The organism is Streptomyces sp. NPDC050121 (genome assembly GCF_044460385.1).
Taxonomy (GTDB): Bacteria; Actinomycetota; Actinomycetes; order Streptomycetales; family Streptomycetaceae; genus Streptomyces; species Streptomyces soliscabiei.
In genome coordinates this window covers 19249-44538 of sequence record NZ_JBITJV010000010.1, presented here as the reverse complement: position 1 = coordinate 44538, position 25290 = coordinate 19249, and the positions used below count along the sequence as shown (strand labels likewise).

24 protein-coding genes and 1 pseudogene are annotated in these 25290 nt (G+C 69.5%); 16 read left to right on the top strand and 9 right to left on the bottom strand.

Annotated features, from left to right (window positions below):
* Positions 1-21 precede the first annotated feature (21 nt).
* Together ACIBTS_RS17255 and ACIBTS_RS17250 are read left to right on the top strand one after the other, a co-directional pair.
* Positions 22-210, top strand: a complete 189-nt coding sequence (locus ACIBTS_RS17255) for a hypothetical protein (protein ID WP_399320182.1) — start codon at positions 22-24, stop codon at positions 208-210.
* 712 nt (positions 211-922) lie between these two features.
* Positions 923-1123 (top strand): annotated as a pseudogene (locus tag ACIBTS_RS17250) (IS5/IS1182 family transposase); the annotation flags it as partial.
* A 43-nt stretch (positions 1124-1166) separates the two neighbouring features.
* On the opposite strand, the gene ACIBTS_RS17245 reads toward ACIBTS_RS17250, so the two are convergent.
* The 3 genes from ACIBTS_RS17245 to ACIBTS_RS17235 all read right to left on the bottom strand — a co-directional run bounded on the left by ACIBTS_RS17245 (position 1167) and on the right by ACIBTS_RS17235 (position 2705).
* On the bottom strand, positions 1167-1550 hold the full coding sequence (locus ACIBTS_RS17245) for a contact-dependent growth inhibition system immunity protein (protein ID WP_399320180.1): 384 nt from the start codon (positions 1548-1550) through the stop codon (positions 1167-1169).
* A 95-nt stretch (positions 1551-1645) separates the two neighbouring features.
* Positions 1646-1843 carry a DUF397 domain-containing protein gene (locus ACIBTS_RS17240; RefSeq protein ID WP_399320178.1) on the bottom strand — a complete coding sequence of 66 codons (198 nt, stop codon included), beginning with the start codon at positions 1841-1843 and terminating at the stop codon, positions 1646-1648.
* A 13-nt stretch (positions 1844-1856) separates the two neighbouring features.
* Positions 1857-2705, bottom strand: coding sequence for a helix-turn-helix domain-containing protein (locus ACIBTS_RS17235; protein WP_399320176.1), 849 nt, complete (start codon positions 2703-2705; stop codon positions 1857-1859).
* Between the two features lie 194 nt (positions 2706-2899).
* Here ACIBTS_RS17235 and ACIBTS_RS17230 point away from each other — a divergent pair, with 194 nt between their 5' ends.
* Together ACIBTS_RS17230 and ACIBTS_RS17225 are read left to right on the top strand one after the other, a co-directional pair.
* Complete coding sequence (locus tag ACIBTS_RS17230; protein WP_399320174.1) at positions 2900-3319, top strand: ATP-binding protein; 420 nt, start codon at positions 2900-2902, stop codon at positions 3317-3319.
* The gene (locus tag ACIBTS_RS17225) at positions 3316-3618 is read left to right on the top strand and encodes a hypothetical protein (RefSeq protein ID WP_399320172.1); all 303 of its coding nucleotides are present in this window, start codon (positions 3316-3318) and stop codon (positions 3616-3618) included. Before ACIBTS_RS17230 ends, ACIBTS_RS17225 begins: the two co-directional genes overlap by 4 nt.
* 44 nt (positions 3619-3662) lie before the next feature.
* Here the strand turns inward: ACIBTS_RS17225 and ACIBTS_RS17220 are convergent, their stop codons facing one another.
* Positions 3663-5354, bottom strand: a complete 1692-nt coding sequence (locus tag ACIBTS_RS17220) for a thiamine pyrophosphate-binding protein (protein WP_399320171.1) — start codon at positions 5352-5354, stop codon at positions 3663-3665.
* Entirely contained in the window at positions 5351-6331 is a 981-nt protein-coding gene (speB, locus tag ACIBTS_RS17215; RefSeq protein ID WP_399320170.1) for an agmatinase, read from the bottom strand. Before speB ends, ACIBTS_RS17220 begins: the two co-directional genes overlap by 4 nt.
* 224 nt (positions 6332-6555) lie before the next feature.
* Here speB and ACIBTS_RS17210 point away from each other — a divergent pair, with 224 nt between their 5' ends.
* Positions 6556-7347, top strand: coding sequence for a phosphatase (locus ACIBTS_RS17210; protein ID WP_319342050.1), 792 nt, complete (start codon positions 6556-6558; stop codon positions 7345-7347).
* 67 nt (positions 7348-7414) lie between these two features.
* Here ACIBTS_RS17210 and ACIBTS_RS17205 read toward each other — a convergent pair whose 3' ends face one another.
* The 4 genes from ACIBTS_RS17205 to ACIBTS_RS17190 all read right to left on the bottom strand — a co-directional run bounded on the left by ACIBTS_RS17205 (position 7415) and on the right by ACIBTS_RS17190 (position 10907).
* Positions 7415-7753: a hypothetical protein gene (locus tag ACIBTS_RS17205; RefSeq protein ID WP_399320169.1), complete on the bottom strand. Its 339-nt coding sequence runs from the start codon at positions 7751-7753 to the stop codon at positions 7415-7417.
* A gap of 353 nt (positions 7754-8106) precedes the next feature.
* Positions 8107-8979, bottom strand: coding sequence for an acyl-CoA thioesterase (locus ACIBTS_RS17200; RefSeq protein WP_399320167.1), 873 nt, complete (start codon positions 8977-8979; stop codon positions 8107-8109).
* A 46-nt stretch (positions 8980-9025) separates the two neighbouring features.
* Complete coding sequence (locus tag ACIBTS_RS17195) at positions 9026-10183, bottom strand: acyl-CoA dehydrogenase family protein (protein WP_057574840.1); 1158 nt, start codon at positions 10181-10183, stop codon at positions 9026-9028.
* A gap of 130 nt (positions 10184-10313) precedes the next feature.
* Positions 10314-10907 (bottom strand): TetR/AcrR family transcriptional regulator, encoded by a 594-nt coding sequence (locus tag ACIBTS_RS17190; RefSeq protein ID WP_319342056.1) that lies wholly within the window; start codon positions 10905-10907, stop codon positions 10314-10316.
* A gap of 109 nt (positions 10908-11016) precedes the next feature.
* On the opposite strand from ACIBTS_RS17190, the gene ACIBTS_RS17185 reads away from it, so the two are divergent.
* The 11 genes from ACIBTS_RS17185 (at position 11017) to ACIBTS_RS17135 (ending at position 25241) form a co-directional block, all read left to right on the top strand.
* Positions 11017-12633, top strand: coding sequence for a carboxyl transferase domain-containing protein (locus ACIBTS_RS17185; protein ID WP_399320165.1), 1617 nt, complete (start codon positions 11017-11019; stop codon positions 12631-12633).
* Between the two features lie 14 nt (positions 12634-12647).
* Entirely contained in the window at positions 12648-14843 is a 2196-nt protein-coding gene (locus ACIBTS_RS17180; protein WP_399320494.1) for an acetyl/propionyl/methylcrotonyl-CoA carboxylase subunit alpha, read from the top strand.
* Positions 14844-14851: 8 nt separating this feature from the next.
* Positions 14852-15787 (top strand): hydroxymethylglutaryl-CoA lyase, encoded by a 936-nt coding sequence (locus tag ACIBTS_RS17175; RefSeq protein WP_399320493.1) that lies wholly within the window; start codon positions 14852-14854, stop codon positions 15785-15787.
* Between the two features lie 6 nt (positions 15788-15793).
* Positions 15794-16954, top strand: coding sequence for an acyl-CoA dehydrogenase family protein (locus ACIBTS_RS17170; RefSeq protein ID WP_399320164.1), 1161 nt, complete (start codon positions 15794-15796; stop codon positions 16952-16954).
* A 179-nt stretch (positions 16955-17133) separates the two neighbouring features.
* Positions 17134-18183: an ABC transporter substrate-binding protein gene (locus ACIBTS_RS17165; RefSeq protein ID WP_399320162.1), complete on the top strand. Its 1050-nt coding sequence runs from the start codon at positions 17134-17136 to the stop codon at positions 18181-18183.
* A gap of 183 nt (positions 18184-18366) precedes the next feature.
* On the top strand, positions 18367-19176 hold the full coding sequence (locus ACIBTS_RS17160) for a siderophore-interacting protein (protein WP_399320161.1): 810 nt from the start codon (positions 18367-18369) through the stop codon (positions 19174-19176).
* A 95-nt stretch (positions 19177-19271) separates the two neighbouring features.
* The gene (gene desA, locus ACIBTS_RS17155) at positions 19272-20714 is read left to right on the top strand and encodes a lysine decarboxylase DesA (RefSeq protein WP_399320160.1); all 1443 of its coding nucleotides are present in this window, start codon (positions 19272-19274) and stop codon (positions 20712-20714) included.
* The gene (locus ACIBTS_RS17150) at positions 20698-21978 is read left to right on the top strand and encodes a lysine N(6)-hydroxylase/L-ornithine N(5)-oxygenase family protein (RefSeq protein ID WP_399320158.1); all 1281 of its coding nucleotides are present in this window, start codon (positions 20698-20700) and stop codon (positions 21976-21978) included. Before desA ends, ACIBTS_RS17150 begins: the two co-directional genes overlap by 17 nt.
* Positions 21975-22532: a GNAT family N-acetyltransferase gene (locus ACIBTS_RS17145; protein ID WP_399320157.1), complete on the top strand. Its 558-nt coding sequence runs from the start codon at positions 21975-21977 to the stop codon at positions 22530-22532. Before ACIBTS_RS17150 ends, ACIBTS_RS17145 begins: the two co-directional genes overlap by 4 nt.
* Positions 22529-24298 (top strand): IucA/IucC family protein, encoded by a 1770-nt coding sequence (locus tag ACIBTS_RS17140; protein WP_399320155.1) that lies wholly within the window; start codon positions 22529-22531, stop codon positions 24296-24298. The genes ACIBTS_RS17145 and ACIBTS_RS17140 overlap by 4 nt, the downstream gene beginning before the upstream one ends.
* 70 nt (positions 24299-24368) lie before the next feature.
* Positions 24369-25241 (top strand): DUF4429 domain-containing protein, encoded by an 873-nt coding sequence (locus tag ACIBTS_RS17135; protein ID WP_399320154.1) that lies wholly within the window; start codon positions 24369-24371, stop codon positions 25239-25241.
* Positions 25242-25290: the final 49 nt, after the last annotated feature.

Sequence of the window (25290 nt, the reverse complement as noted above, 5' to 3'; positions counted from 1 at the left end):
ATTTCTGGCGAAGATCGATCTATGGGCTTCATCGCATCCATGGAGAAGCTCGCCGTAGAGCAGCTCTCGGATTCCGAGGCGTTTGAATTCCTTGCGGAAGGACTGTCCCTCTATCGGCCTTGGGCTGGTGTGCCCTACCGGTCAGAGGAGGATATGGTTCATCTGCTGAACGATTTCGTGAGAGAATTCGGAGACCCTGAGGAGTCCTGAAGGACCGAACTCCAAAATTCGGCGGGGAGACGGGCTCCGCTTCCCCGCCGAAGGCCGTATCGAACCTCCAGCGCCACTTGGACGGACAGGCACTGCACGTTTCCGCCGAAGGCTTTGTGTTTCTTGCTGAACCACAGGTCGTTGCCGTTGTCGCGGACCCCGGCGAGGCGGTCGGACTCTATTAGTTAGGTGTCTGATTTTACGTGAGGGTAAGCTCGAAGCTTCTTGCGGATGACACCGGACCCACATCTGGAAAGTTTGCTTAAATGCTGGAATTTATCACGTTTGCGCTTTCTGCGATAATTGCGGGTGTCTCGGCCCGGACAGTACTTGCGAGACGGTCGGCTCGGCGCGCGAGGGAATCTGCATGGGGCGAAAATGTCCCCATCCCCTGTCGTGTCTCTTGGCAGCACGGGTTGCGGCGTAGGGCTTTTGTATACGGAAAGCTCAGCAGTGACGCAGATGGTGCCATTTTTAAGCGTCCGATTCGGCGGGCAGTGCGAGTTCCAGTCGGTGGACGCGCCGCGCGACGCGCAAGCTGGCGACCCGGTATGCAAGTATTCGACTATCAGGCTCCCGGAGGCGACGAACTACAACTCCTTGTGTATGACGGCGACACTAAGGTCGTAGTGCGCTACCTTCGGATTTCCGATCCAGTCGACTGCTGATCTGACAAAACATTTTACCCTGTTGTTTGAGTTGGCGATCCGGCATTGAAAAGCGGTGGGCGGTAGAGCACATCTTCTCGTGACTCACCGCCCACCGGCGGCTTGCCCGGGACTACGAGACCAGCCCGGCCCACTCCGAGACGATGATTCGATGGGCCGTGATCGGCGTCATGGTCCGCCGGCTCACCCGGTGCCGTGCTGCGACGCGCCCCGGCCCACGACCGCTCGTGTGGCGATCCTCGTAGACAGCCTGCCGGTCCCTCGACGCCGGCAGATGCTATCGGCGAGCTACAAAGCCAAGAACCCCTCGACCTCGCGTTTCGGGGAAGGCGGGACGTCGGCCAACTCAGAGACGATCAGGCGGACGTCCCGCCCGAGTTCGGGAGACTCCCTCCAGACCTTCGCACTCCTGGTGAGCACGGCGGCCAGCAGATCGCCCTCGTACATGTCGCGTTCCGCCAGTGGGTCGACCCGGAGGACATCCACCGCCAGGGGTAGGAGAATGGCAAGGCCCACGTCTTGCCTGATCAGCAACCGCATGTCCTCGACCGTCAGGCCGCCGATCGGCTTGCGTCGAAGCTCGCGCACGGTCGCCATCAGCCGGGTTTCGTCGCCTGACGGGGCCGACCAGCGGTCGCGCTCAAGTTCCTCAAGGGAGCGGTCGCGGTTCATGAGTCGAGACACCAACCGATCGTCCCATGTCAGATCTCAAACGCGGTCTTACAGGCAGGGCTTCCTCGAGCGGCAGGCCTGTGCTTCAGCCAGGACTACGAGCCCTCGGCCGCGACCCGTTGCACCCCGCCGAGAAACGACAGCCATGCCACGGCCCCGACAGCGACCACAGGGCCAGGCAGGTGCTTCGAGTCACGGACGTCGATGCCAGTCGTGCTGCGACGGGCCTCCACGCATTCGCCGTTCTGGCCGCTGTAGCTGCTCTTGAACCAAGTGGTCCGCTGCGACGACATGTGCTGCTCTTCCTTACGAGTCGGTCAGCCCCTCGACGATCCCCATGATCCGAGACTCGGATTCCATCGCGCTGAGGGCTGCGGCACGGAGGTGATCGAAGGCGCCGCCCAGCCGAGCCGTGTCCTCCCTGGTCTCCAGATACGCGTGACTCGCGAAGTTCTCCAGGAGAACCACTTCCAGCCCCGCTGGAGGAGGAAAACTGTAGATCAGGAAGGGATAAGGCCCACCCTGGCAGGCTCCTGCGGTGAAGGGTAGTACCTGCAAAGTCACATTCGGAAGCTGGGCCAACTCAACCAGGTGCAGCAGTTGCTCCCTCAGCACGCCGGGCCCACCGACCTGTTGGCGCAGCGCGGCCTCACCGAGAATCATCCATACCTTGAGGGGAGTTGGATCCGTCCGCGTCAGCGCCTTCTGCCGCTCCATGCGCACGCGCACCTTGGTCTTCTGCGCACCGTCCAACGCCCCGGGAATACCTCCCTGGATGACCGCCGTCGCGTACGCCTCGGTCTGAAACAGCCCGGGCACGATGCCGGGCTGGAAGCCACGGCACTCGGACACCTCATCCTCCAGGCCGATCAAGTCCAGGAACTCCTGGGGGAGTTCGTCCTCCAGGACCCTCCACCACCGCTGCCGCCGACTTTCCCGCGCCAACGCCAGCCAGCCGTCCCGCTCCGACGGGTCCTTCACCCCATAGAGATCGAGCAGCACCTTGAGATCGAGCTGCCGGATTCCGCTGCGCCCCGACTCGATGCGGCTCACCTTGGCCGCGTGACAACTGAGCTGCTCGGCCGCGTCCTCCAGGAACAACCCGCGCTCCTCCCGCAGACGCCGGAGATTGGTGCCGAGCACCCGCTTGCGCACAGTCGGCCTGTATTCCCCAGCAGCCACATCGCCCCCAGTTGGTGCACCTCTCCGTGCCCATAAGAGTACCCAGCGCCACAGGCGCAGCAATCGAACTTAGTCGTTTCACTTGCAAGTCGCTCGACAAGCAACCACGATTACCCACAGCGACACAGTGCGCACTCAGTGCACTTGCCGGCAAGGAGGGGACCACCATGCCCGAAGCCACCCCAAACTCCGCTGTCACCGAAGTCACCTGGCAGCTCCCCCACACTTCGCGCAGCGCCCCGCGCGCCCGCGAACTGCTCCGCACCCAGCTCACTGACTGGAAGATCGACGGCGAAGTGGCCGAAACGGCGGAGCTGTTGCTCTCGGAGCTGTTCACCAACTCCCTCCGGCACGCCTCCACCCCGCCCCGCCGCGAGATCGGCCTCCGCTTCGCCACCTACGACGGACGCCTGCGCGTGGAGGTCGCCGACGCGAACAACCGCCGACCCGAGCCACGGGCAACGAGCCTCGAGGACGAAGGAGGCCGCGGCCTCACCCTCGTACAGGTCCTCGCAGAACGCTGGGGCTGCTGCCCCCGCCGGCACGGCATCGGAAAGGCGACGTGGGTGGAACTGGCGCTTCCATGATGAGCACCGCCCGTGCGACGGTACTGCCACAATCGCCACACATCACGCCGAACGGCGCGCCTGAGGAGGTCCCCGTGTGCGACACCCCCGCCCCAGAGCCCGACCATCTGAACCTGCGTACCTTGGCACTCCTGGAAGGGCGCACCCCGGAAGAAGTGGCTCTTGATCACATCGCACGGAGCATTCCGCTGTCCTTCTCGTCATCCCTGGGCGAGGACTCCGAGGCGATGGCCGCGCTGACGCGCGCGATGTTCGACGGGCCCTCCGACTTGGCCGTTCGTGCCGCTTACATCGGCTGAGAAGCCTCTGCACGTTTTCCCAGCGCCGGAATAGTCCCCGCCCGTCAGCCCAGATGCGTCGCCGCGAACATCCGCAGTACCGCCGGAAGCACAAGCACCGACGGGCCCGGCTCCGACAGGGCCTTCCTCAGGTCCGCCTCCAGGGTTTCCGGGGATGTCCGCACGCCCGGGACGCCGAAGGATTCCGCCAACTCCACGTAATCCGGGCGGGTCAGTTCTGTTGCCGTTGGCGTCGGCTCGTCGAAAGCCTCTGCCAGGTATTCGCGGAGGATGCCGTAGCCGCCGTCGTCGATGATCAGCCAGGTGACGGGCAGGGCGTACTGCTTCGCCGTCGCCAGCTCCGCGATGGAGTAGAGGGCGCCGCCGTCGCCCGAGACCGCCAGGACCGGGCGGGTCGGGTCGGCCGCTGCCGCGCCCAGCGCTGCCGGGAAGGCGTAGCCGAGGCCGCCGGCGCCCTGAGCGGAGTGCATGGTGTTGGGGGAGTTCGCATCGAAGGCCGACCAGGCCCAGTAGGACAGGATCGTCATGTCCCAGAAGGATGGGGAGTCGGCGGGGAGGGCGCGACGGATCGACCTCAACAGGTCCTGTTCCAGGGTCAGTTCCTGGGCGGCGATACGGTCGGCCACCTTCGCGAGCAGTGCCTTGACCCGGTTCCTCGCCGTTTCATCCCGGCGTTCCTCCACCGTTTCCAGCAGCGCCTGCAGTGCGAGTCTCGCGTCCGCGTGGATGCCCAGCGCCGGGTGGTTGGACTCCAGTTTGCCGAGGTCGGCCTCGATCTGGATGATCCGGCCTCGGGGCTTGAACGTGTGGTAGTTGGAGGAGAGTTCGCCCAGGCCGGAGCCGATCACCAGCAGGACGTCCGCGTCCTGAAGGAAGTCCGTCGTGTGGCGGTCCTCCAGCCAGGACTGGAGGGAGAGGGGGTGCGTCCACGGGAACGCGCCCTTGCCTCCGAAGGTCGTGACGACGGGGGCGTTGATCTTCTCCGCCAGCTGCCGCAGCTTGCGGGACGCGTCCGCCCTCACCACCCCGCCGCCCGCGATGATCGCCGGGCGGGCGGCGTTGGACAGCAAGTGGGCTGCCAGTGCGGTCAGTTCGGGGCGCGGGACCAGGTCCTCCGGGGTTGCGTCCGGCGCCGTCACCACGGGCAGCATCGTCTCGGCGAGCAGGACGTCCTGGGGGATCTCCACCCATACCGGGCCGTGCGGTGCCGTCAGCGCCGACTTCCAGGCCTCCGCGATCGCCGACGGGATCTGTGACTGGGTGCGGACCTGGTGGACCGACTTCACCACGCCCCGGAACGAGGCGGCCTGGTCGGGGAGTTCGTGCAGATAGCCGTGGCGGCCGCCGCCCAGCCCGGCCGTCGGGATCTGGCTGCCGATCGCCAGGACCGGCGCCGAAGCGGCCGCCGCCTCCTGGAGCGCGGCCAACGACGTCAGCGCGCCCGGGCCCGTCGACAGCAGCAGCGGCGCGGCCTCGCCCGTGATCCTGCCGTAGGCGTCCGCGGCGAAGCCCGCGTTGTTCTCCACCCGCAGGCCGATGTAGCGCAGCGAGGAGCGGCGCAGGGCGTCGAACATGGCGAGCGCGTGCTGGCCGGGCAGGCCGAAGACCGTCGTCGCGCCGAGCCCGGACAGCGTCTCCACGACCAGGTCTCCGCCGGTGCGGCCCGGAGGGGGGTTCAGTGCCGCCTCCGTCTGCGCGGCCGTCGGGCGGAGTTCCAGGTCGTGGTCGTGGGTCACTTGCCCTCGTTCTCCTTGCGGGCCTGGGCGATCTGGCGGGACATGATCGTGGTCAGTTCGTACGCCGTGTGGGAGGCGGCCACCGACGTGATCTCCGCGTGATCGTACGCGGGGGCCACCTCGACGACGTCCGCCGAGACCAGGTTGCAGGACGCGAGGCCGCGCAGGATCTCCAGGAGTTCGCGCGAGGTCATGCCGCCCGCCTCCGGCGTGCCGGTGCCGGGCGCGTGCGCCGGGTCGAGGCAGTCGATGTCGATGGAGATGTAGAGGGGGCGGTCGCCGATGCGCTGCCGCAGCTGGTCCGCCACCTCATCCACACCGCGCCGCATCACATCCGCCGACGTCACGATGCCGAAGCCCATCTTCTCGTCGTCGTCGAGGTCCTGCTTGCCGTAGAGCGGGCCGCGGATGCCGACATGGGAAAGGGCCTCCGTGTCCAGGATCCCCTCCTCCACCGCCCGGCGGAACGGCGTCCCGTGCGTGTACTCCGCGCCGAAGTACGTGTCCCAGGTGTCGAGGTGCGCGTCGAAGTGGAGCAGCGCCACCGGGCCGTGCCGCTTCGCGACCGAGCGCAGCAGCGGCAGCGCGATGGTGTGGTCGCCGCCCAGGGTCATCAGGCGCGCGCCCGTGCCCAGCAGGTCGTCCGCCGCCGCCTCGATGGTGTCGACCGCCTCGTTGATGTTGAAGGGGTTCGCGGCGATGTCGCCGGCGTCCGCCACCTGGGCGAGGGCGAAGGGGGAGGCGTCCTGCGCGGGGTTGTAGGGGCGCAGCAGCCGCGACGCCTCGCGGATCGCGTTGCCGCCGAAGCGGGCGCCCGGCCGGTAGGAGACGCCCGAGTCGAACGGCACGCCCACCACGGCGACGTCGGCGCGGCCGACCTCGTCGAGGCGGGGCAGCCGGGCGAAGGTCGCGGGTCCGGCATACCTCGGGATGCGGGAGGAGTCGACGGGGCCGCGAGGCGTCTCGGTGCTGCTCATGGAGAAATGCCCTCTTTCTTATGCCTTGTCGCGTATGCACTGCTTCTCTGGCGACTGTACTGAGGATGACGACCACCGACCCTAGGCAGCGGGAAAGCGGCTGCGAAGTGTACGTTTCGTCCAGCTGTGGGCCGCGGGGTGGAGGGAACGTACATCCACTGACGTGTGTCCCGGCGTCCGGAACAGCCAGGACGCGCACAGTCGGCTGCCCCACAATGGGAGGCATGCCGATACCCGGGACGCCCAGCCGCGTCGAACTCGTCGACCACCTCGTCAGAACCCGTATCGCCGGGGATGTCGCCACGCCTCGCGAGAACAACCTCTCCCACTACCGCCAACTCGCGAACGGCGTCCGCAACTTCTGGCTCGGGCTGGAACTCGGCGACCGCTGGAGCGACGAGCAGGACGTGCTCGCGGTGATGGCCGAGCGGGTCGGCGTGAACGACGATCCCGAGTACCGCTACGGCCAGGACACCATCGACCCCGAGCTGACGGCCGGCGGTCTGGACCGGCTGGCGGCGCGGCTGCGCAAGGCCGCCGACGGGCGGCAGCGGGTGCTGTTCGCCACCGGTCACCCCGGCGGTCTGCTCGATGTGCACCGCGCCACCGCCGCCGCGCTGCGCACCGCCGGCTGCGAGATCGTCGTCATCCCCAGTGGGCTCCAGACGGACGAGGGGTACGTCTGGCAGGTCGCGGACGTGGCGGTCCTCGAACACGGGGCCACGCTGTGGCACACGCACTCGGGGGAGCCGATGAAGGCCATCCTCACCGCGCTGGAGCGGGCGGGCCGGCCGCTGCCCGACCTCGTCGTCGCCGACCACGGCTGGGCGGGCTACGCCGGGCAGCACGGTGTGGACTCCGTCGGGTACGCCGACTGCAACGATCCGGCGCTGTTCATCGCGGAGTCCGAGGGGACCGTCCAGGTGGCGGTCCCCCTCGACGACCATGTGGTGAGCCCCCGCCACTACGACCCGATGACGGCGTATCTGCTGGCCGAGGCGGGGTTGGCGCCCTGAAGCAGCCGACGTGCGGCCCGCTGTGGGTCGCACGTCGCACTGCGTCGGGGAGACGTCGGATCAGCCGTTACCGACCGTGGTCGTTGCCGTTGTCTCGGTTGCCGTGGTCGCCGTTGTCTCGGTTGCCGTGGTCTCCGTGGTCTCCGTTGTCTCGGTTGCCGTGGTCTCCGTTGTCGCGGTGGTCGCGGTGGTTGTCGTTGTCGTGACGGCCGTTGTTGTCGCAGTCGTCGTCGTTGTTCCACCAGCCGTGATCGTGGTCGTCGCAGTCCCGGCTGAAGCTGCTGTGGTCGTGGCTGTGGGAGTCGTTCGCCGAGGCGACGCCCGCCGAGCCGATCGCGGCGCCACCCGCCATCAGCAGACCGGCAGCCGACGCCGCGAGGACACGCCTCGCGCGCTGTGCTCGCATGAGAGGAACCCTTTCGTCCATCGTCCCCCGCGGTCCCGGAAGGAACACGCGAGGCGGATGGCCGCCGCCGCCAGGAAAAAGGGATGCGGCGTCGACCTGGGTCACCGCTGGGTCATGACCTGCACGACTGCTTCACCGCCGACGCCTGCAGTCCGTCCGCCTGTGGTTCTCGCGGACCGACGCTGCGGCTGAGGTCCGGTGTCCGGAAGCCTCGTCGGCCGGGCGTGCCGTGCGCTGCGGCTTTCACTCCAAGAGCCTAATCCCGCATCCGCCGTGCGTCATGTCGGGCGGCGGCCCGATCACTTTGTCCGTCAGCCTTTGTCCGTCAGCCTTCGCCCGTCAGCCTTTGTCCGTCAGCGTCCGCGGGGAACGCGGACCACGCCCTCCTGGACCACCGATACCGCGAGCCGGCCGTCCTGGGTGTAGATGCGGGCCTGGCCGAGGCCCCGGCCGCCGTGCGCGGACGGGGACTCCTGGTCGTAGAGGAGCCATTCGTCGGCGCGGAACGGGCGGTGGAACCACATCGCGTGATCCAGGGACGCGCCCACGACGTCGCCGACGGCCCAGCCGCCGCGGCCGTGCGCGAGGAGGATCGAGTCCAGGAGCGTCATGTCGGAGACGTAGGTGGCGAGGACGACGTGCAGTAGCGGGTCGTCGGCCAGCTTGCCGTTGGCGCGGAACCACACCTGGGAGTGCGGTTCGCGCGGCTCGCCGTACCGGCCGTACGGCGGCTCGTCGACATAGCGCAGATCGACCGCCTCGCGGGCCTCCAGGAACTTCTCGACGATCTCGGGGGCGAGGTGGTCGTAGCCGCGCAGTCGCTCCTCGGAGGTGGGGAGCGTGGCCGGGTCCGGGGCGGCGGGCATGGGTGCCTGGTGCTCGAAGCCCTCCTCGTACCGCTGGAAGGACGCGGACAGCGCGAAGATCGGCTGTCCGTGCTGGACGGCGATGACGCGGCGCGCGGTGAAGGAACGGCCGTCGTTCATCCGGTCGACCGTGTAGACGATGGGCGCGCCCGGGTCGCCCGTGCGCAGGAAGTACGCGTGCAGGGAGTGGGCGAGACGGTCCTCGGGGACCGTGCGTCCGGCGGCGACCAGTGCCTGGGCCGCGACCTGCCCGCCGAAGACGCGTGGGACGACGGCGGACCGGGACCGGCCGCGGAAGATGTTCTCCTCGATCTGCTCGAGGTCGAGCAGATCGAGGAGATCCTGAAGTGCCTGGCTCATGGCAGACAGTTGTACCCGCCAGTCGTTTCCTGGGGTTTCGCGGGCCTTACAGGCCCATGTCCTTGGCGATGATCGACTTCATGATCTCGCTGGTGCCGCCGTAGATCCGGTTGACGCGGTTGTCCGCGTACAGGCGGGCGATCGGGTACTCGTTCATGAAGCCGTAGCCGCCGTGCAGCTGGAGGCAGCGGTCGATGACGCGGTGCGCGACCTCGGTGCAGAACAGCTTGGCGCTGGCGGCCTCGGCCGGGGTCAGCTCGCCCGCGTCCAGGGCCTCCGTGGCGCGGTCGGCGACGGCCTCGGCCGCGTCCACCTCGGCCTGGCAGGCGGCCAGCTCGAACTTGGTGTTCTGGAAGTGCGCGACCGGCTTGCCGAAGACGGTGCGCTCCTGCACGTACTGCTTGGCGAACCGGACGGCTGCCTTGGCCTGCGCGTACGCGCCGTAGGCGATGCCCCAGCGCTCGGAGGCGAGGTTGTGGCCGAGGTAGTAGAAGCCCTTGTTCTCCTCGCCGAGGAGGTTCTCGACGGGCACCTTGACGTCGACGAACGCCAGCTCGGCGGTGTCGGAGGTCTTCAGGCCGAGCTTGTCCAGCTTGCGGCCGATCGAGTAGCCCTCGGACTTGGTGTCCACCACGAGGAGGGATATGCCGTGCCGGCGGTCGTCGGCGCTGGGCGCGTCGGTCCGGGCGCAGACGATCATCTGGTCGGCGTGGACGCCGCCGGTGATGAAGGTCTTGGAGCCGTTGAGGACGTAGTGCGTGCCGTCCTCGCTCAGCTTGGCGGTGGTCTTCATGCCCGCGAGGTCGGAGCCGGTGCCCGGCTCGGTCATCGCGATCGCCCACATCTCCTCGCCGGAGACGAACTTCGGCAGGTAGCGCTTCTTCTGCTCGTCGGTGGCGAGGAGCTTGATGTACGGCAGCCCGAGCAGGACGTGCACGCCGGAGCCGCCGAACGTGATGCCCGCGCGGGCCGTCTCCTCGTACAGGACGGCCTCGAACTTGTAGGAGTCGATGCCTGCGCCGCCGTACTCCTCGTCGACGCGGATGCCGAAGACGCCCAGCTCGGCGAGCTTGTAGTAGAAGTCGCGCGGCGCCTGGCCGGCGGCGAACCACTCGTCGTAGACGGGGACGACCTCGGCCTCGATGAAGGCCCGGAGGGTCTCCCGGAACGCCTCGTGGTCCTCGTTGAACACCGTACGGCGCACTCTCCGCCACCTCCACGTACCTGCATCGCGAACTTCGCCCTGTCCAAGCGCATGCGTGTCTAAGCGCTTGCTCAGACAACCGTACCGGCGAGTACAGAGGCCGTCCAGGGTGCGCCCGGGGTAACGCTCGTCACGCCCCGGCCGCCGCGAACGCCCCCCTGGCCATCCGGTGCAGCAGTTCCGCGGTCACCCCGCGGCCCGGCAGGGCGCCCGGCCGGCCGAGGTGCGGGGTCGAGTTCAGCAGGCCGAAGACGGAGTGCACCGCCGAACGGGCCGCCGGCTCCGTCAACGCAGGGTAGACCTCGCGGACGACCTCCACCCACAGTTCGACGTACTGCCGCTGGAGCTGGCGCACCAGCTTGCGGTCGCTGTCCCGGAGGCGGTCCAGCTCGCGGTCGTGCAGGGTGATCAGAGGGCGGTCGTCGAGGGCGAAGTCGATGTGCCCCTCGATGAGCGAGTCGAGGACCGCCTCGAAGGGCACGCCGTCGGCCTCCTGGAGGCGCCGTTTCGCACCTGTCAGCAGTCGGCCGCTGATGCCGACGAGCAGCTCCGCGAGCATCGCGTCCTTGCCCGGGAAGTGCCGGTACAGCCCCGGACCGCTGATACCGACCGCGGCCCCTATCTCGTCCACCCCGACGCCATGGAACCCGCGCTCGGCGAACAGCCGCGCAGCCTCCTTGAGGATCTGCTCGCGGCGGGTGGGGGCGTCGGTTCTCGTGGCCATGAAAGCAATTCTAGACAGGGAGGTTAGCGGTCGTTAACCTGAAGGAAATGGTTAACGCTCATTAACAGCCTAGGACGAGCAGTCAGTCACGGGTGAGGGGAACCGCAGGATGGAGCAGGCACCGGAGCTGACGAGCGCGGCGAACCCCGCGTCGGAGGCCTGGCAGGCCAACGAGGAGGCGCATCGCGTCCTCGTCGAGGAGCTGCGCGGCAAGCTCGCCGCGGCCCGGCTGGGCGGCGGCGAGAAGGCGCGGGCCCGCCATACCGCGCGCGGCAAGCTGTTGCCCCGGGACCGGGTCGACGCCCTGCTGGACCCGGGCTCGCCGTTCCTGGAGCTCGCGCCGCTGGCCGCCGACGGGATGTACGACGGGCAGGCTCCGGCCGCCGGGGTCATCGCCGGGATCGGGCGGGTCGCCGGGCGCGTGTGCGTGATCGTCGCCAACGACGCCACCGTCAAGGGCGGCACCTACTACCCGATGACGGTGAAGAAGCACCTGCGCGCGCAGGAGGTGGCGCTGGAGAACCGCCTGCCCTGTCTGTACCTGGTCGACTCCGGCGGCGCCTTCCTGCCGATGCAGGACGAGGTGTTCCCGGACCGGGAGCACTTCGGGCGGATCTTCTACAACCAGGCCCGGATGTCGGGGGCGGGCATCCCCCAGATCGCGGCCGTCCTCGGGTCGTGCACGGCCGGCGGGGCGTACGTCCCGGCCATGAGCGACGAGGCCGTCATCGTGCGCAACCAGGGGACGATCTTCCTGGGCGGGCCCCCGCTGGTGAAGGCCGCCACCGGTGAGGTCGTCACCGCGGAGGAACTGGGCGGCGGCGAGGTGCACGCGCGTGTGTCGGGCGTGACCGACCATCTCGCGGAGGACGACGCGCACGCGCTGCGGATCATGCGGAACATCGTCTCCACGCTCCCCGCGCGCGGTCCCCTCCCCTGGGAGGTGCGGCCGTCCGTCGAGCCCAAGGTGGACCCCTACGGGCTGTACGGCGCCGTGCCGGTCGACTCCCGCACCCCCTATGACGTACGGGAGGTCATCGCGCGCGTGGTCGACGGCTCCCGGTTCGCGGAGTTCAAGTCCGAGTTCGGGCAGACCCTGGTCACCGGCTTCGCCCGGATCCACGGTCACCCGGTGGGCATCGTCGCCAACAACGGCATCCTGTTCTCCGAGTCCGCCCAGAAGGGCGCCCACTTCATCGAGCTCTGCGACCAGCGCGGGATCCCGCTGGTGTTCCTGCAGAACATCTCCGGCTTCATGGTCGGCCGGGACTACGAGGCCGGGGGCATCGCCAAGCACGGCGCCAAGATGGTGACGGCGGTGGCGTGCACACGCGTGCCGAAACTGACGGTCGTGATCGGCGGGTCGTACGGCGCCGGGAACTACTCCATGTGCGGCCGGGCCTACTCGCCGCGCTTCCTGTGGATGTGGCCGGGCGCCAAGATCTCCGTCATGGGCGGCGAGCAGGCCGCTTCGGTGCTCGCGACCGTCAAGCGGGACCAGTTGGAGGCGCGCGGCGAGTCCTGGCCCACCGCGGACGAGGAGGCCTTCAAGGATCCGATCCGTGCGCAGTACGACCGCCAGGGGAACGCCTATTACGCGACGGCCCGCCTGTGGGACGACGGGGTCATCGACCCCATGGAGACCCGGCAGGTGCTGGGGCTGGCACTGACCGCCTGCGCCAACGCGCCCCTGGGCGACCCCCAGTTCGGCGTCTTCCGGATGTGAGGGGCATGACGACAATGTTCGACACGGTGCTTGTGGCCAACCGGGGGGAGATCGCCGTCCGCGTCATCCGGACGCTGCGGTCGATGGGCGTGCGCTCGGTGGCCGTCTTCTCGGACGCCGACGCGGACGCCCGGCACGTCCGGGAGGCCGACACGGCGGTACGGATCGGTCCGGCCGCGGCGGCCGAGAGCTATCTGTCCGTGGAGCGGCTGCTGGCGGCCGCCGCGCGGACGGGCGCGCAGGCCGTCCATCCCGGGTACGGCTTCCTGGCCGAGAACGCGGGCTTCGCGCGCGCGTGCGGCGACGCGGGGCTCGTCTTCATCGGGCCGCCCGCCGACGCCATCTCCCTCATGGGCGACAAGATCCGGGCGAAGGAGACCGTGCGGGCGGCCGGGGTGCCTGTCGTCCCGGGATCGAGCGGCAGCGGGCTGACGGACGACCAGCTCGTCGCCGCCGCCCACGAGATCGGCGTCCCGGTGCTGCTGAAGCCGAGCGCGGGCGGCGGCGGCAAGGGCATGCGGCTGGTGCGGGACGCCGCACTGCTGGCCGACGAGATCGCCGCCGCCCGCCGCGAGGCCCGCGCCTCCTTCGGCGACGACACGCTGCTCGTCGAGCGGTGGGTGGACCGGCCCCGGCACATCGAGATCCAGGTCCTGGCGGACGGGCACGGCAACGTGGTGCACCTGGGCGAGCGCGAGTGCTCCCTCCAGCGCCGGCACCAGAAGATCATCGAGGAGGCGCCGAGCGTGCTCCTCGACGAGGCCACGCGTGCGTCGATGGGCGAGGCGGCCGTGCAGGCGGCGCGGTCCTGCGGGTACCGGGGCGCGGGCACGGTGGAGTTCATCGTCCCCGGCGAGGACCCGTCGTCGTACTTCTTCATGGAGATGAACACCCGGCTCCAGGTGGAGCATCCGGTCACCGAGCTGGTCACCGGGCTCGACCTGGTGGAGTGGCAGCTGCGGGTCGCGGCCGGCGAGCCGCTGTCCTTCGGACAGCAGGACATCCGGCTGACCGGGCACGCGGTCGAGGCACGCATCTGCGCCGAGGACCCCGCGCGCGGGTTCCTGCCCTCCGGCGGGACGGTGCTCAGGCTGCACGAGCCGCAGGGCGACGGCGTGCGCACCGACTCCGGGCTCAGCGAGGGCACCGAGGTCGGCAGCCTGTACGACCCGATGCTGAGCAAGGTGATCGCGTACGGCCCCGACCGCGCCACCGCGCTCCGCAAGCTCCGCGCCGCGCTCGCGGAGACGGTCACGCTGGGCGTACAGACCAACGCGGGCTTCCTGCGCCGACTGCTCGCCCATCCGGCGGTGGTGGCGGGCGAGTTGGACACCGGGCTGGTCGAGCGCGAAGTGGCCGGGCTGATCTCGGACACGGTGCCGCAGGAGGTCTACGCGGCGGCGGCGCTGCTGCGCCATGGTGCGCTCGCCCCCGACACCCACGCCCACTCCGGCTCCGACGCCCACTCCGGCTCCGACGCCCCGTCCGCCTCCGGCGCTCACTCCGGCTCCGGCTGGGCGGCCCCGTCCGCAGTCGGCGCTCACTCCCGCTCCGGCTGGGCGGACCCGTTCGCCGCCGCCGACGGCTGGCGCCTGGGCGGCGAGCGGGCCTGGACACCGCACCACCTCCAGGCGGCCGGCCACGAGCCGGTGACCGTGCGCGTGCGCAGCACGCCGGGCGACGCGACGGAGCTGCTCCTGCCCGGCGCGGACCGGCCCCTGCGGGGGTCCGCGGGCGTGCCCCCGCGGGGCGCGGCCGGACATCGGTTCGGCTTCCGGCTCGACGACGTCCGTCACACCTTCGTCGCGCTGCCGGACGGCACCTGGCTGGGCCGGGACGGCGACGCCTGGCAGGTGCGTGACCATGATCCGGTCGCCGCGTCGCTGTCCGGCGCCGCGCACGGTGGCGCCGACTCGCTGACCGCGCCGATGCCCGGCACGGTGACGGTCGTCAAGGTCGCCGTCGGCGACGAGGTGATCGCGGGCCAGAGTCTGCTGGTCGTCGAGGCGATGAAGATGGAACACGTCATCTCCGCCCCGCACGCCGGCACGGTCGCCGAGCTGGACGTCGCCCCGGGGACGACGGTCGCCATGGACCAGGTGCTCGCCGTCATCGCCCCCACAGAGACCCCCGCGGAGACCTCGGCAGGAGCAGAGGCATCGGCAGGAGCAGAGGCATCGGCAGAGGCATCGGCAGAGGAGGACCTGTGACACTCCCCATGGTCGTACCGGCCCCGGAGCTGCCCGCGCGGATCAGGATCCACGAGGTCGGCGCGCGCGACGGGCTGCAGAACGAGAAGTCGACCGTGCCGACGGCGGTGAAGGCGGAGTTCGTGCGCCGGCTGGCCGACGCGGGCCTGACGACGATCGAGGCGACGAGCTTCGTCCACCCCAAGTGGGTGCCGCAGCTCGCCGATGCCGAGGAGCTGTTCCCGCTCGTCTCCGGCCTGCCGGTGGCACTGCCGGTCCTCGTGCCGAACGCACGCGGGCTGGACCGGGCGCTGGCGCTGGGCGCGCGGCGCGTCGCCGTGTTCGCCAGCGCCACGGAGTCCTTCGCGAAGGCCAACCTCAACCGCACGGTGGACGAGTCGCTCGCCGTGTTCGAGCCGGTGGTGCGGCGGGCGAAGGACGAGGGCGCGCACGTCCGCGGCTATGTGTCGATGTGCTTCGGCGACCCCTGGGAGGGATCGGTCCCGCTGCACCAGGTCGTGCGGGTCTGCACGGCGCTGCGGGACATGGGATGCGACGAACTGAGCCTGGGCGACACGATCGGCGTCGCCACCCCGGGCCATGTCCTGGAACTGCTGTCGTCGCTCAACGAGCAGGGCGTGCCGACGAACGTGATCGGTGTGCACTTCCATGACACCTACGGCCAGGCGCTCGCCAACACCCTTGCCGCGCTCCAGCACGGCGTCACCGTCGTCGACGCCTCGGCGGGCGGTCTCGGCGGCTGCCCGTTCGCCAAGTCCGCCACCGGCAACCTCGCCACCGAAGACCTCGTGTGGATGCTTCAGGGCCTCGGTGTCGACACCGGGGTCGACCTCGGCCGTCTCGTCGCAACCAGCGTGTGGATGGCCGACCAACTGGGCCGACCCAGCCCGTCCCGCACCGTCCGCGCCCTCGGCAGGACACCACAGCCCCACAAGGAGCAGTGACCCGACATGGACCACCGTCTCTCCCCCGAGCTGGAAGAACTCCGGCGCACCGTCGAGGAGTTCGCGCACGACGTCGTCGCGCCCAAGATCGGCGACTTCTACGAGCGGCACGAGTTCCCGTACGAGATCGTCCGCGAGATGGGCCGCATGGGCCTGTTCGGGCTGCCGTTCCCGGAGGAGTACGGCGGCATGGGCGGCGACTACCTCGCCCTCGGCATCGCGCTGGAGGAGTTGGCGCGCGTCGACTCGTCCGTGGCGATCACCCTGGAGGCGGGTGTCTCGCTGGGCGCGATGCCGATCCATCTGTTCGGCACCGAGGAGCAGAAGCGTCAGTGGCTGCCGCGGCTGTGCTCCGGCGAGATCCTGGGCGCCTTCGGGCTGACGGAGCCGGACGGCGGCTCGGACGCGGGCGCGACCCGGACGACGGCTCGGATCGACCCGGAGACCGACGAGTGGGTGATCAACGGCACCAAGTGCTTCATCACCAACTCGGGCACGGACATCACGGGGTTGGTCACGGTCACGGCCGTGACGGGCCGCAAGCCGGACGGCGGGCCGCTGATCTCGGCGATCATCGTGCCGTCCGGCACCCCGGGGTTCACGGTCGCCGCGCCCTACTCGAAGGTCGGCTGGAACGCCTCGGACACCCGTGAGCTGTCCTTCTCCGACGTGCGGGTCCCGGCGGCGAACCTGCTGGGCGAAGCGGGCCGCGGGTACGCGCAGTTCCTGCGGATCCTCGACGAGGGCCGGATCGCCATCGCGGCCCTCGCCACCGGGCTCGCGCAGGGCTGTGTGGACGAGTCGGTGAAGTACGCGAAGGAACGGCACGCGTTCGGCCGGCCGATCGGCGCCAACCAGGCCATCCAGTTCAAGATCGCCGACATGGAGATGAAGGCCCACACCGCCCGCCTCTCCTGGCGCGACGCGGCCTCCCGTCTGGTGTCCGGCGAGCCCTTCAAGAAGGAGGCGGCGCTCGCCAAGCTCTACTCGTCGACGATCGCCGTCGACAATGCCCGCGACGCCACGCAGGTCCACGGCGGGTACGGCTTCATGAACGAGTACCCGGTGGCCCGGATGTGGCGCGACTCCAAGATCCTGGAGATCGGGGAGGGCACGAGCGAGGTGCAACGGATGCTGATCGCGAGGGAGTTGGGCCTGGCGGGCTGATCGGTCCGACCGGGCGGTTTCAGGGCGGCCTCAGGGCGGTCTCAGGGCGTTCCCTGAGGCCGCCCTTTTGCTGTCCTCTTGCCGTCCTCTTGCCGCCCCCTGGACAGAAACTGAGGTTAGGCTAACCTACATTCGAACCGTCCTCGGGTGATCCGCCCCGTTCGAAAGTAGCCAGAGCCATGCCCAACGCCAGTGCCGCTCGCCCCACCCGCCGTGGCATCCTCGCCGCCGCCGGCGCCCTCGGACTCGGCGCCGCCCTCGCCGCCTGCGGGGACGAGGACGCGAGCAGCAGTGGCTCCCGGTCGTCGGCGAGCACGTCGGGCAAGTCCGGCCCCTGGACGTTCAAGGACGACCGCGGCACCACGGTGAAGCTCGACAAGTCCCCCGCGAACATCGTCGCGTTCACCGGTGTCGGCGCCGCCCTCCACGACTACGGCATCCAGGTCAAGGGCGTGTTCGGCCCGACCAGGACGACCACCGGCAAGGCCGACGTCCAGGCAGGCGACATGGACATCACCAAGGTCGAGATCCTCGGCAACGTCTGGGACGAGTTCAACGTCGAGAAGTACGCGGCCCTCGCGCCCGACGTCCTCATCTCCACGATGTTCGACGACGTCGGCACCCTCTGGTACGTCCCCGAGGCCTCCAAGGACAAGATCGCGAAGCTTGCCCCGAGCGTCGGCGTCTCCGTCTACGACCGCCAGTTGACCGCTCCGTTGCAGCGCATGTGGGAGCTGGCCGAGTCCCTCGGGGCCGATATGACGGCGGCCGGGGTCACCGCCGCGAAGAAGAGGTTCGAGGACGCGGCCGCCCGGCTGCGCGCCGCCGCGAAGGCCAAGCCCGACATCAAGGTGATGGCCGGTTCCGCGAGCGCCGAGCTGTTCTACGTCTCCGGCACCAACCTCTCCATCGACCTGGAGTACTTCAAGGCGCTCGGCGTGAACTTCGTCGAGCCGCCGGAGAGCGCGAAGAAGCAGGGGGGTGGCTGGTACGAGTCGCTGAGCTGGGAGAACGTCGACAAGTACCCGGCGGACATCATCATGATGGACGACCGGTCCACGACGATTCAGCCTTCGGCGATCACGGAGGCCACCTGGAAGAAGTTGCCCGCGGTGAAGGCGGGGCAGGTCATCGCCCGGTCGCCGGAACCGATCCTTTCGTACGACAAGTGTGTGCCGCTGCTTGGGAATCTCGCCGAGGCTCTCGAGAAGGCGAAGAAGGTCAGCTGATCAGGGTGCTTGAGGTCGTGTGTGAGCTGCGGGCCGGTTGGGGCTGGTCGCTCCCCCACTCTCGGCTTCGCTCGAGCGGGGGGACCCCCATCGCGGCGGAGCCGCATATCGACACAGCCCCGCGCCCCTGAGTTGGCTGCCCCACCCCCACTTACAACCTGACGAAGTCTCAGGAGTCCCCCCATGACCACCGCCGTCGCCGCCCCCTTCCGGTTCTTCTCCCTTCACGTCGTGCGAACCCGGCAGATCTCGTCCTCTCTCGTCCGGGTCACCTTCTCCGGCGAGGACCTGCGGTACTTCTTCTCCGACGGGCGTGATCAGTCGCTCTCCCTCTTCCTGCCGCAGCCGGGGCAGTCGGAGCCCGCCGTTCCCTTCGAGCTCGGGGACGGCTGGTGGCAGGGGTGGCGCGAGTTGCCGGACGACGTACGGGCGGTGATGCGGTCGTACACGCTCCGGGCGCTGCGACGCGAGCCCGACGAGATCGACATCGACTTCGTGCTGCACACACCGGCCGGCCCCGCCTGCGCGTGGGCCGCCCGGGCCGCCGCCGGGGACCGGGTGGTCCTGCTGGGCCCCGCGATCGCCGACAACCGGGCGATCCGGTTCCGGCCTCCGCAGGACACCGATCTGGTCGTGCTGTGGGGCGACGAGAGCGCGCTGCCGGCGATCGCCTCGATCCTGGAGTCGCTGCCGGCCGGCCAGCGGGTGCGGGCGTGGCTGCAGGTGCATGACGCCGGGGACGTACAGGAGTTGGCGACCGCGGCGGACGCCGAGATCACCTGGACGGTCGGGGAGAGTCCCCTCGACGCCCTCCGGGGAGCGCAGCTCCCGCCCGCCACGCACCCGTACGTCTGGATCGCGGGCGAGTCGGGGTCGGTGAAGGCGCTGCGCCGGCACTTCGTGCGGGAGCGCGGGGTCGACCGGCGGCGGGTCACCTTCGTCGGGTACTGGCGTCAGGGCCTGACGGAGGAACAGCTCCGCGAGAGCGAGTGACCGACGTGATCACGGTCACCACAGGGACAGGGCTTCGCCAATGTTAGTTAGGTTAGGCTTACCTAAGTCAAGCAGCGACCCTCGGAGGGCCCCTCATGCGCTCGCACCTGCTCAATGACACGACCGCGGAGCAGTACCGCCGCTCCGTGACCGAAGGAGTCGAGCGGGTGGCCGCCAAACTCGCCGCCACCGAACGTCCGTTCACCGGCGTCACGGTCGACGCCCTCGCGCCCCGCATCGACGGGATCGACCTGGACCGGCCGCTGCACGACACCGCGGCCGTCCTGGACGAGCTGGAGGAGGTCTACCTCCGCGACGCGATCTACTTCCACCACCCCCGCTACCTCGCCCACCTCAACTGCCCGGTCGTCATCCCCGCCCTGCTGGGCGAGGCGGTCCTGTCCGCCGTCAACTCCTCCCTCGACACCTGGGACCAGTCGGCCGGCGGCACCCTCATCGAGCGGAAACTGATCGACTGGACGACCGCGCGCATCGGCCTCGGCCCGGCCGCCGACGGGGTGTTCACCTCCGGCGGCACGCAGTCCAACCTCCAGGCCCTGCTGCTCGCGCGGGAGGAGGCCAAGACCGACTCCCCCGCCAAACTGCGCGTCTTCGCCTCCGAGGTCAGCCACTTCAGCGTGAAGAAGTCCGCGCAACTCCTCGGACTGAGCCAGGACTCGGTGGTCTCCATCCCCGTCGACCACGACAAGCGCATGCAGACCGTCGCGCTCGCCCACGAGCTGGAGCGCTGCAAGAAGGCCGGCCTCGTCCCCATGGCCGTCGTCGCCACCGCCGGCACCACCGACTTCGGGTCCATCGACCCGCTGCCCGAGATCGCCGAACTGTGCACCCAGTACGGCGCCTGGATGCACGTCGACGCCGCCTATGGCTGCGGGCTGCTCGCCTCCCTCAGGTACCGGGACCGCATCGACGGCATCGAGCGCGCCGACTCCGTCACCGTCGACTACCACAAGTCCTTCTTCCAGCCGGTGAGTTCGTCCGCCGTCCTGGTGCGCGACGCCTCGACCCTGCGGCACGCGACCTACCACGCGGAGTACCTCAACCCGCGCCGCATGGTCACCGAGCGCATCCCCAACCAGGTCGACAAGTCCCTGCAGACCACCCGCCGTTTCGACGCGCTCAAGCTGTGGATGACGCTGCGCACGATGGGCGCCGACGGCATCGGGCAGCTCTTCGACGAGGTCTGCGACCTGGCCGTCGAGGGCTGGAAACTGCTGGCCGCCGACCCCCGCTTCGACGTCGTCGTGCAGCCCTCGCTCTCCACCCTGGTCTTCCGCCACATCCCGGCCGTCGTCACCGACCCGGCCGAGATCGACCGCGCCAACCTCCACGCCCGCAAGGCCCTGTTCGCCTCCGGCGACGCGGTCGTGGCGGGCACCAAGGTGGGCGCCCGCCACTACCTGAAGTTCACCCTGCTCAACCCCGAGACGACGACCGACGACATCGCCGCCGTCCTCGACCTGATCGCCGGCCACGCCGAGCAGTACCTGGGAGACTCCCTTGACCGCGCTTCATGAAGCCAGCCGCGTCCATGACTTCGTGGGGATCGGGCTCGGCCCCTTCAACCTCGGCCTGGCCTGTCTCACCGAGCCCATCGACGAACTCGACGGCGTCTTCCTGGAGTCCAAGCCGGACTTCGAGTGGCACGCCGGCATGTTCCTCGACGGCGCCCACCTCCAGACGCCGTTCATGTCGGACCTGGTCACCCTCGCCGACCCGACCTCGCCGTACTCCTTCCTCAACTACCTGAAGGAGAAAGGGCGGCTGTACTCGTTCTACATCCGCGAGAACTTCTACCCGCTGCGCGTCGAGTACGACGACTACTGCCGCTGGGCCGCCGGCAAGCTCAGCAGCGTGCGCTTCTCGACGACGGTCGCGGAGGTGACGTACGACGAGAGCGACGCGCTGTACGCCGTACGGACCACGGCCGGCGACATGTACCGCGCCCGTCACCTGGTTCTCGGCACCGGCACCTCCCCTTACGTCCCGCAGGCCTGCGCCGGCCTGGGCGGCGACTTCATCCACAACTCCCGCTACGTGCGGCACCGGGCGGAGCTGCAGAAGAAGGAATCGATCACGCTGGTGGGCTCCGGCCAGTCCGCCGCCGAGATCTACCACGACCTGCTCGGCGAGATCGACGTCCACGGCTACCGGCTGAACTGGGTCACCCGCTCCCCGCGCTTCTTCCCGCTGGAGTACACCAAACTCACGCTGGAGATGACGTCCCCGGAGTACATCGACTACTTCCGCGCCCTGCCGGAGCGCACCCGCTACCGCCTCACGGCCGAGCAGAAGGGCCTCTTCAAGGGCATCGACGGCGACCTGATCAACGAGATCTTCGACCTGCTCTACCAGAAGAACCTCGGCGGCCTCGTCCCCACCCGACTGCTCACCAACTCCACGCTCACCGACGCCACTTACGCCGACGGGTCATACACCCTGTCCTTCCGTCAGGAGGAGCAGGAGAAGGACTTCGAGATCGAGTCCCAGGGCCTGGTCCTGGCCACCGGCTACCGGTACGCCGAGCCGGAGTTCCTCGCGCCGGTCAAGGACAGACTGCGCTACGACTCCCAGGGCAACTTCGACGTCGCCCGCAACTACGCCATCGACACCACGGGCCGGGGCGTGTTCCTGCAGAACGCGGGCGTGCACACGCACAGCATCACCTCGCCCGACCTCGGGATGGGCGCCTACCGCAACAGCTGCATCATCCGAGAGCTGCTCGGCGGCGAGTACTACCCGGTCGAGAAGACCATCGCGTTCCAGGAGTTCGCCGTATGAGCCCTACGACCTTCACCTTCCGCCCGCTCGACCCGCTGAAGGACGCCGAGCTGCTGCACGCCTGGGTCACCCACCCCAAGGCCGCCTTCTGGATGATGCAGGACGCGACCCTGGTGGACGTCGAGCGCGCCTACATGGACATCGCGGCCGACGAGCACCACCACGCGCTGCTCGGCCTCGACGAGGACGGTGTCCCGGCCTTCCTGATGGAGAAGTACGACCCCGCCCACCGCGAGCTGGTCGGCCTGTACGAGCCGCGGCCGGGCGACGTCGGCATGCACTTCCTCACCCCGCCGACCGACACGCCGGTGCACGGCTTCACCCGGGCGGTCATCACCGCCGTCATGGCCCACCTCTTCGAGGACCCGGCGGTGCGGCGCGTCGTCGTCGAGCCGGACGTGTCCAACAAGGCCGTGCACGCCCTGAACGAGGCCGTCGGGTTCGTGCCCGAGCGGGAGATCCGGAAGCCGGAGAAGAAGGCCCTGCTGAGCTTCTGCACCCGGGAGCGCTTCGTCGACAGGCACCGTGCCGCCGCGCAGGGGGTGACCATTTGAGCCTCGCCGACGCCGTCGCCCACCTCTCCCCCGAACGCTGGGAGAAGGCCAACCGTCTCCTCGTCCGCAAGGCCCTCGCGGAGTTCGCGCACGAGCGGCTCATCACTCCCGAGGAGCGGGACGGCCGGTACGTCGTCCGCAGCGACGACGGGCTGACGTACTACCGCTTCACCGCCGTCCGCCGCGCCCTCGACCACTGGCAGGTGGACGCCGGCTCGATCACCCGCACCCGCGACGGCGTCGAACTCCCGCTCGCCGCACTGGACTTCTTCATCGAGCTGAAGAAGACGCTGGGCCTGAGCGACGAGATCCTGCCGGTCTACCTGGAGGAGATCTCCTCCACCCTGTCCAGCGCCTGCTACAAGCTCACCAAGCCCCAGGTGACCTCCGCCGAGCTGGTGCGCGACGGCTTCCAGGCCATCGAGACCGGCATGACCGAGGGCCACCCCTGCTTCGTCGCCAACAACGGGCGGCTCGGTTTCGGCATCCACGAGTACCTGTCGTACGCCCCGGAGACGGCGAGCCCCGTCCGGCTGGTGTGGCTGGCCGCGCACCGCTCACGGGCCGCGTTCACGGCCGGCGTCGGGATCGACTACGAGTCGTTCGTGCGGGAGGAGCTGGGCGAGGCGACCGTCGAGCGGTTCGCCGGCCGGCTGCGCGAGCGGGGGCTGGACCCCGCCGACTACCTCCTCATCCCCGTCCACCCCTGGCAGTGGTGGAACAAGCTCACCGTCACCTTCGCCGCCGAGATCGCCCGCCAGCACCTGGTGTGCCTGGGCGAGGGCGACGACGAATACCTGGCCCAGCAGTCCATCCGGACGTTCTTCAACTCCTCGCACCCCGAGAAGCACTACGTGAAGACGGCCCTGTCCGTCCTCAACATGGGCTTCATGCGCGGGCTGTCGGCCGCCTACATGGAGGCGACCCCGGCCATCAACGACTGGCTCGCGCAGCTCATCGACAACGACCCGGTGCTGAAGTCGACCGGTCTGTCGATCATCCGGGAGCGGGCGGCCGTCGGCTACCGGCACCTGGAGTACGAGGCGGCGACGGACCGCTACTCGCCGTACCGCAAGATGCTGGCCGCGCTGTGGCGGGAGAGCCCGGTGCCGACGCTCCAGGACGGCGAGTCGCTCGCCACGATGGCCTCCCTGGTGCACGTCGACCACGAGGGACGGTCGGTGGCCGGCGCGCTCATCGAACGGTCCGGCCTGGCGCCGGCCCAGTGGCTGCGCCACTACCTCCAGGCCTACTACACCCCGCTGCTGCACAGCTTCTACGCCTACGACCTGGCCTTCATGCCGCACGGCGAGAACACGATCCTGGTGCTGAAGGACGGGGTCGTGCAGCGGGCGGTCTACAAGGACATCGCCGAGGAGATCGCCGTCATGGACCCGGACGCGGTGCTGCCGCCGGAGGTCCGGCGGATCCGCGTCGACGTGCCCGAGGACACGAAACTGCTGTCGATCTTCACGGACGTCTTCGACTGCTTCTTCCGCTTCCTCGCGGCCGGCCTCGCCACCGAGGGCATCCTGGAGGAGGACGACTTCTGGCGCACGGTCGCCGAGGTCACCCGCGCCTACCAAGGCGCCAACCCCGAACTGGCCGACAGGTTCCGCCAGTACGACCTGTTCGCGCCCGAGTTCGCCCTGTCCTGCCTCAACCGGCTCCAGCTGCGCGACAACAGGCAGATGGTGGACCTGGCCGACCCGTCGGGCGCCCTCCAGCTGATCGGCACCCTGAAGAATCCCGTCTCAGGGTTCTGATCACGACAGGCGGGCGCCCCCGAGTACGGTCCTCGGGGGCGCCCGCCCCGTTCTTTGGAACAATCGCCCCATGGCGGAAATCATCCAGAAGGACGGCACCTGGGTCTTCGACGGCGACGCCCTGCGGCTGACCCCGGGGCGCGACAGATACGTCGGTCTGCTCCGCCGGGAACTGGGTGAACTCGTCGTCCCCCTGGGCGCGTTGGCGGGAATCTCGTTCGAGCAGGGCAAGAAGACCGGGCGGCTGAGGCTGCGGCTGCGCGACGGCGCGGACCCGCTGCTGCAGGCGACCGGCGGACGGCTGGCCGAGCCGCACGACCCCTACCAGCTCATCGTCGAGTCCGACCGGTACGGCGTCGCCGAGTACGTCGTGGACGAGGTGCGCAGCGCGCTGCTCCTTGACCGGGTCCCGGCCGGGCCGGTGGACCGGTATCTGCTGCCGGGGCCGGCCGTGCCCCTGTCGGCCTCCGCCGGGGACGGCACGGCGAGCTTCGACGGCGAGCAGGTGCGCCTGGAGTGGAACTGGAAGACGGAGGAGGCCAAGTCCTCGGCGGGCGCCCGCACCCTCGCCGTCGAGGACATCGTGGGCGTCGAGTGGCATCCCGCGGGCGGTCTGGACAGCGGCTTCCTGCGGTTCCGGGTGCGCGGCGCGGTCACGACGGCACCGCCGCAGTACGACGCCAACGCGGTGCAGTTGTGGGGCTTCAAGAAGGACCCGTTGATGGCGCTGGTCGCGGCCGCGGTGCAGGCCCGGCTGCCGCACCCGGCCGCCGCCCCCGAGGACGCCGTACCGGCGCAGCGGCCCGAGCCGGACCCGCTGCCGGGCAGCGACCACGACGCGCTGCTGCGCCGGCTGCGCGAGCTCGGCGAACTGCACCGCGATGGCGTCCTGACGGACGAGGAGTTCACGATGGCCAAACAGGCGGTCCTCAAGCGCATGTAGCGCGGGTGAGGACCGCCTGCCGGCGTGGGGTGTGCGCCCCGCCTTCCGG

What these genes read in the sequence shown, in the direction of transcription:
- ACIBTS_RS17180 (WP_399320494.1), top strand. Translation starts at nt 12,648, where the DNA reads ATGTTCGACACGGTGCTTGTGGCCAACCGGGGGGAGATCGCCGTCCGC.
- ACIBTS_RS17230 (WP_399320174.1), top strand. Translation starts at nt 2,900, where the DNA reads ATGCCCGAAGCCACCCCAAACTCCGCTGTCACCGAAGTCACCTGGCAG.
- ACIBTS_RS17175 (WP_399320493.1), top strand. Translation starts at nt 14,852, where the DNA reads ATGGTCGTACCGGCCCCGGAGCTGCCCGCGCGGATCAGGATCCACGAG.
- ACIBTS_RS17255 (WP_399320182.1), top strand. Translation starts at nt 22, where the DNA reads ATGGGCTTCATCGCATCCATGGAGAAGCTCGCCGTAGAGCAGCTCTCG.
- ACIBTS_RS17185 (WP_399320165.1), top strand. Translation starts at nt 11,017, where the DNA reads ATGGAGCAGGCACCGGAGCTGACGAGCGCGGCGAACCCCGCGTCGGAG.
- ACIBTS_RS17145 (WP_399320157.1), top strand. Translation starts at nt 21,975, where the DNA reads ATGAGCCCTACGACCTTCACCTTCCGCCCGCTCGACCCGCTGAAGGAC.
- ACIBTS_RS17200 (WP_399320167.1), bottom strand. Translation starts at nt 8,979, where the DNA reads ATGAGCCAGGCACTTCAGGATCTCCTCGATCTGCTCGACCTCGAGCAG.
- speB (WP_399320170.1), bottom strand. Translation starts at nt 6,331, where the DNA reads ATGAGCAGCACCGAGACGCCTCGCGGCCCCGTCGACTCCTCCCGCATC.
- ACIBTS_RS17190 (WP_319342056.1), bottom strand. Translation starts at nt 10,907, where the DNA reads ATGGCCACGAGAACCGACGCCCCCACCCGCCGCGAGCAGATCCTCAAG.
- ACIBTS_RS17240 (WP_399320178.1), bottom strand. Translation starts at nt 1,843, where the DNA reads ATGTCGTCGCAGCGGACCACTTGGTTCAAGAGCAGCTACAGCGGCCAG.
- ACIBTS_RS17170 (WP_399320164.1), top strand. Translation starts at nt 15,794, where the DNA reads ATGGACCACCGTCTCTCCCCCGAGCTGGAAGAACTCCGGCGCACCGTC.
- ACIBTS_RS17160 (WP_399320161.1), top strand. Translation starts at nt 18,367, where the DNA reads ATGACCACCGCCGTCGCCGCCCCCTTCCGGTTCTTCTCCCTTCACGTC.
- ACIBTS_RS17225 (WP_399320172.1), top strand. Translation starts at nt 3,316, where the DNA reads ATGATGAGCACCGCCCGTGCGACGGTACTGCCACAATCGCCACACATC.
- ACIBTS_RS17245 (WP_399320180.1), bottom strand. Translation starts at nt 1,550, where the DNA reads ATGAACCGCGACCGCTCCCTTGAGGAACTTGAGCGCGACCGCTGGTCG.
- ACIBTS_RS17135 (WP_399320154.1), top strand. Translation starts at nt 24,369, where the DNA reads ATGGCGGAAATCATCCAGAAGGACGGCACCTGGGTCTTCGACGGCGAC.
- desA (WP_399320160.1), top strand. Translation starts at nt 19,272, where the DNA reads ATGCGCTCGCACCTGCTCAATGACACGACCGCGGAGCAGTACCGCCGC.
- ACIBTS_RS17210 (WP_319342050.1), top strand. Translation starts at nt 6,556, where the DNA reads ATGCCGATACCCGGGACGCCCAGCCGCGTCGAACTCGTCGACCACCTC.
- ACIBTS_RS17165 (WP_399320162.1), top strand. Translation starts at nt 17,134, where the DNA reads ATGCCCAACGCCAGTGCCGCTCGCCCCACCCGCCGTGGCATCCTCGCC.
- ACIBTS_RS17205 (WP_399320169.1), bottom strand. Translation starts at nt 7,753, where the DNA reads ATGCGAGCACAGCGCGCGAGGCGTGTCCTCGCGGCGTCGGCTGCCGGT.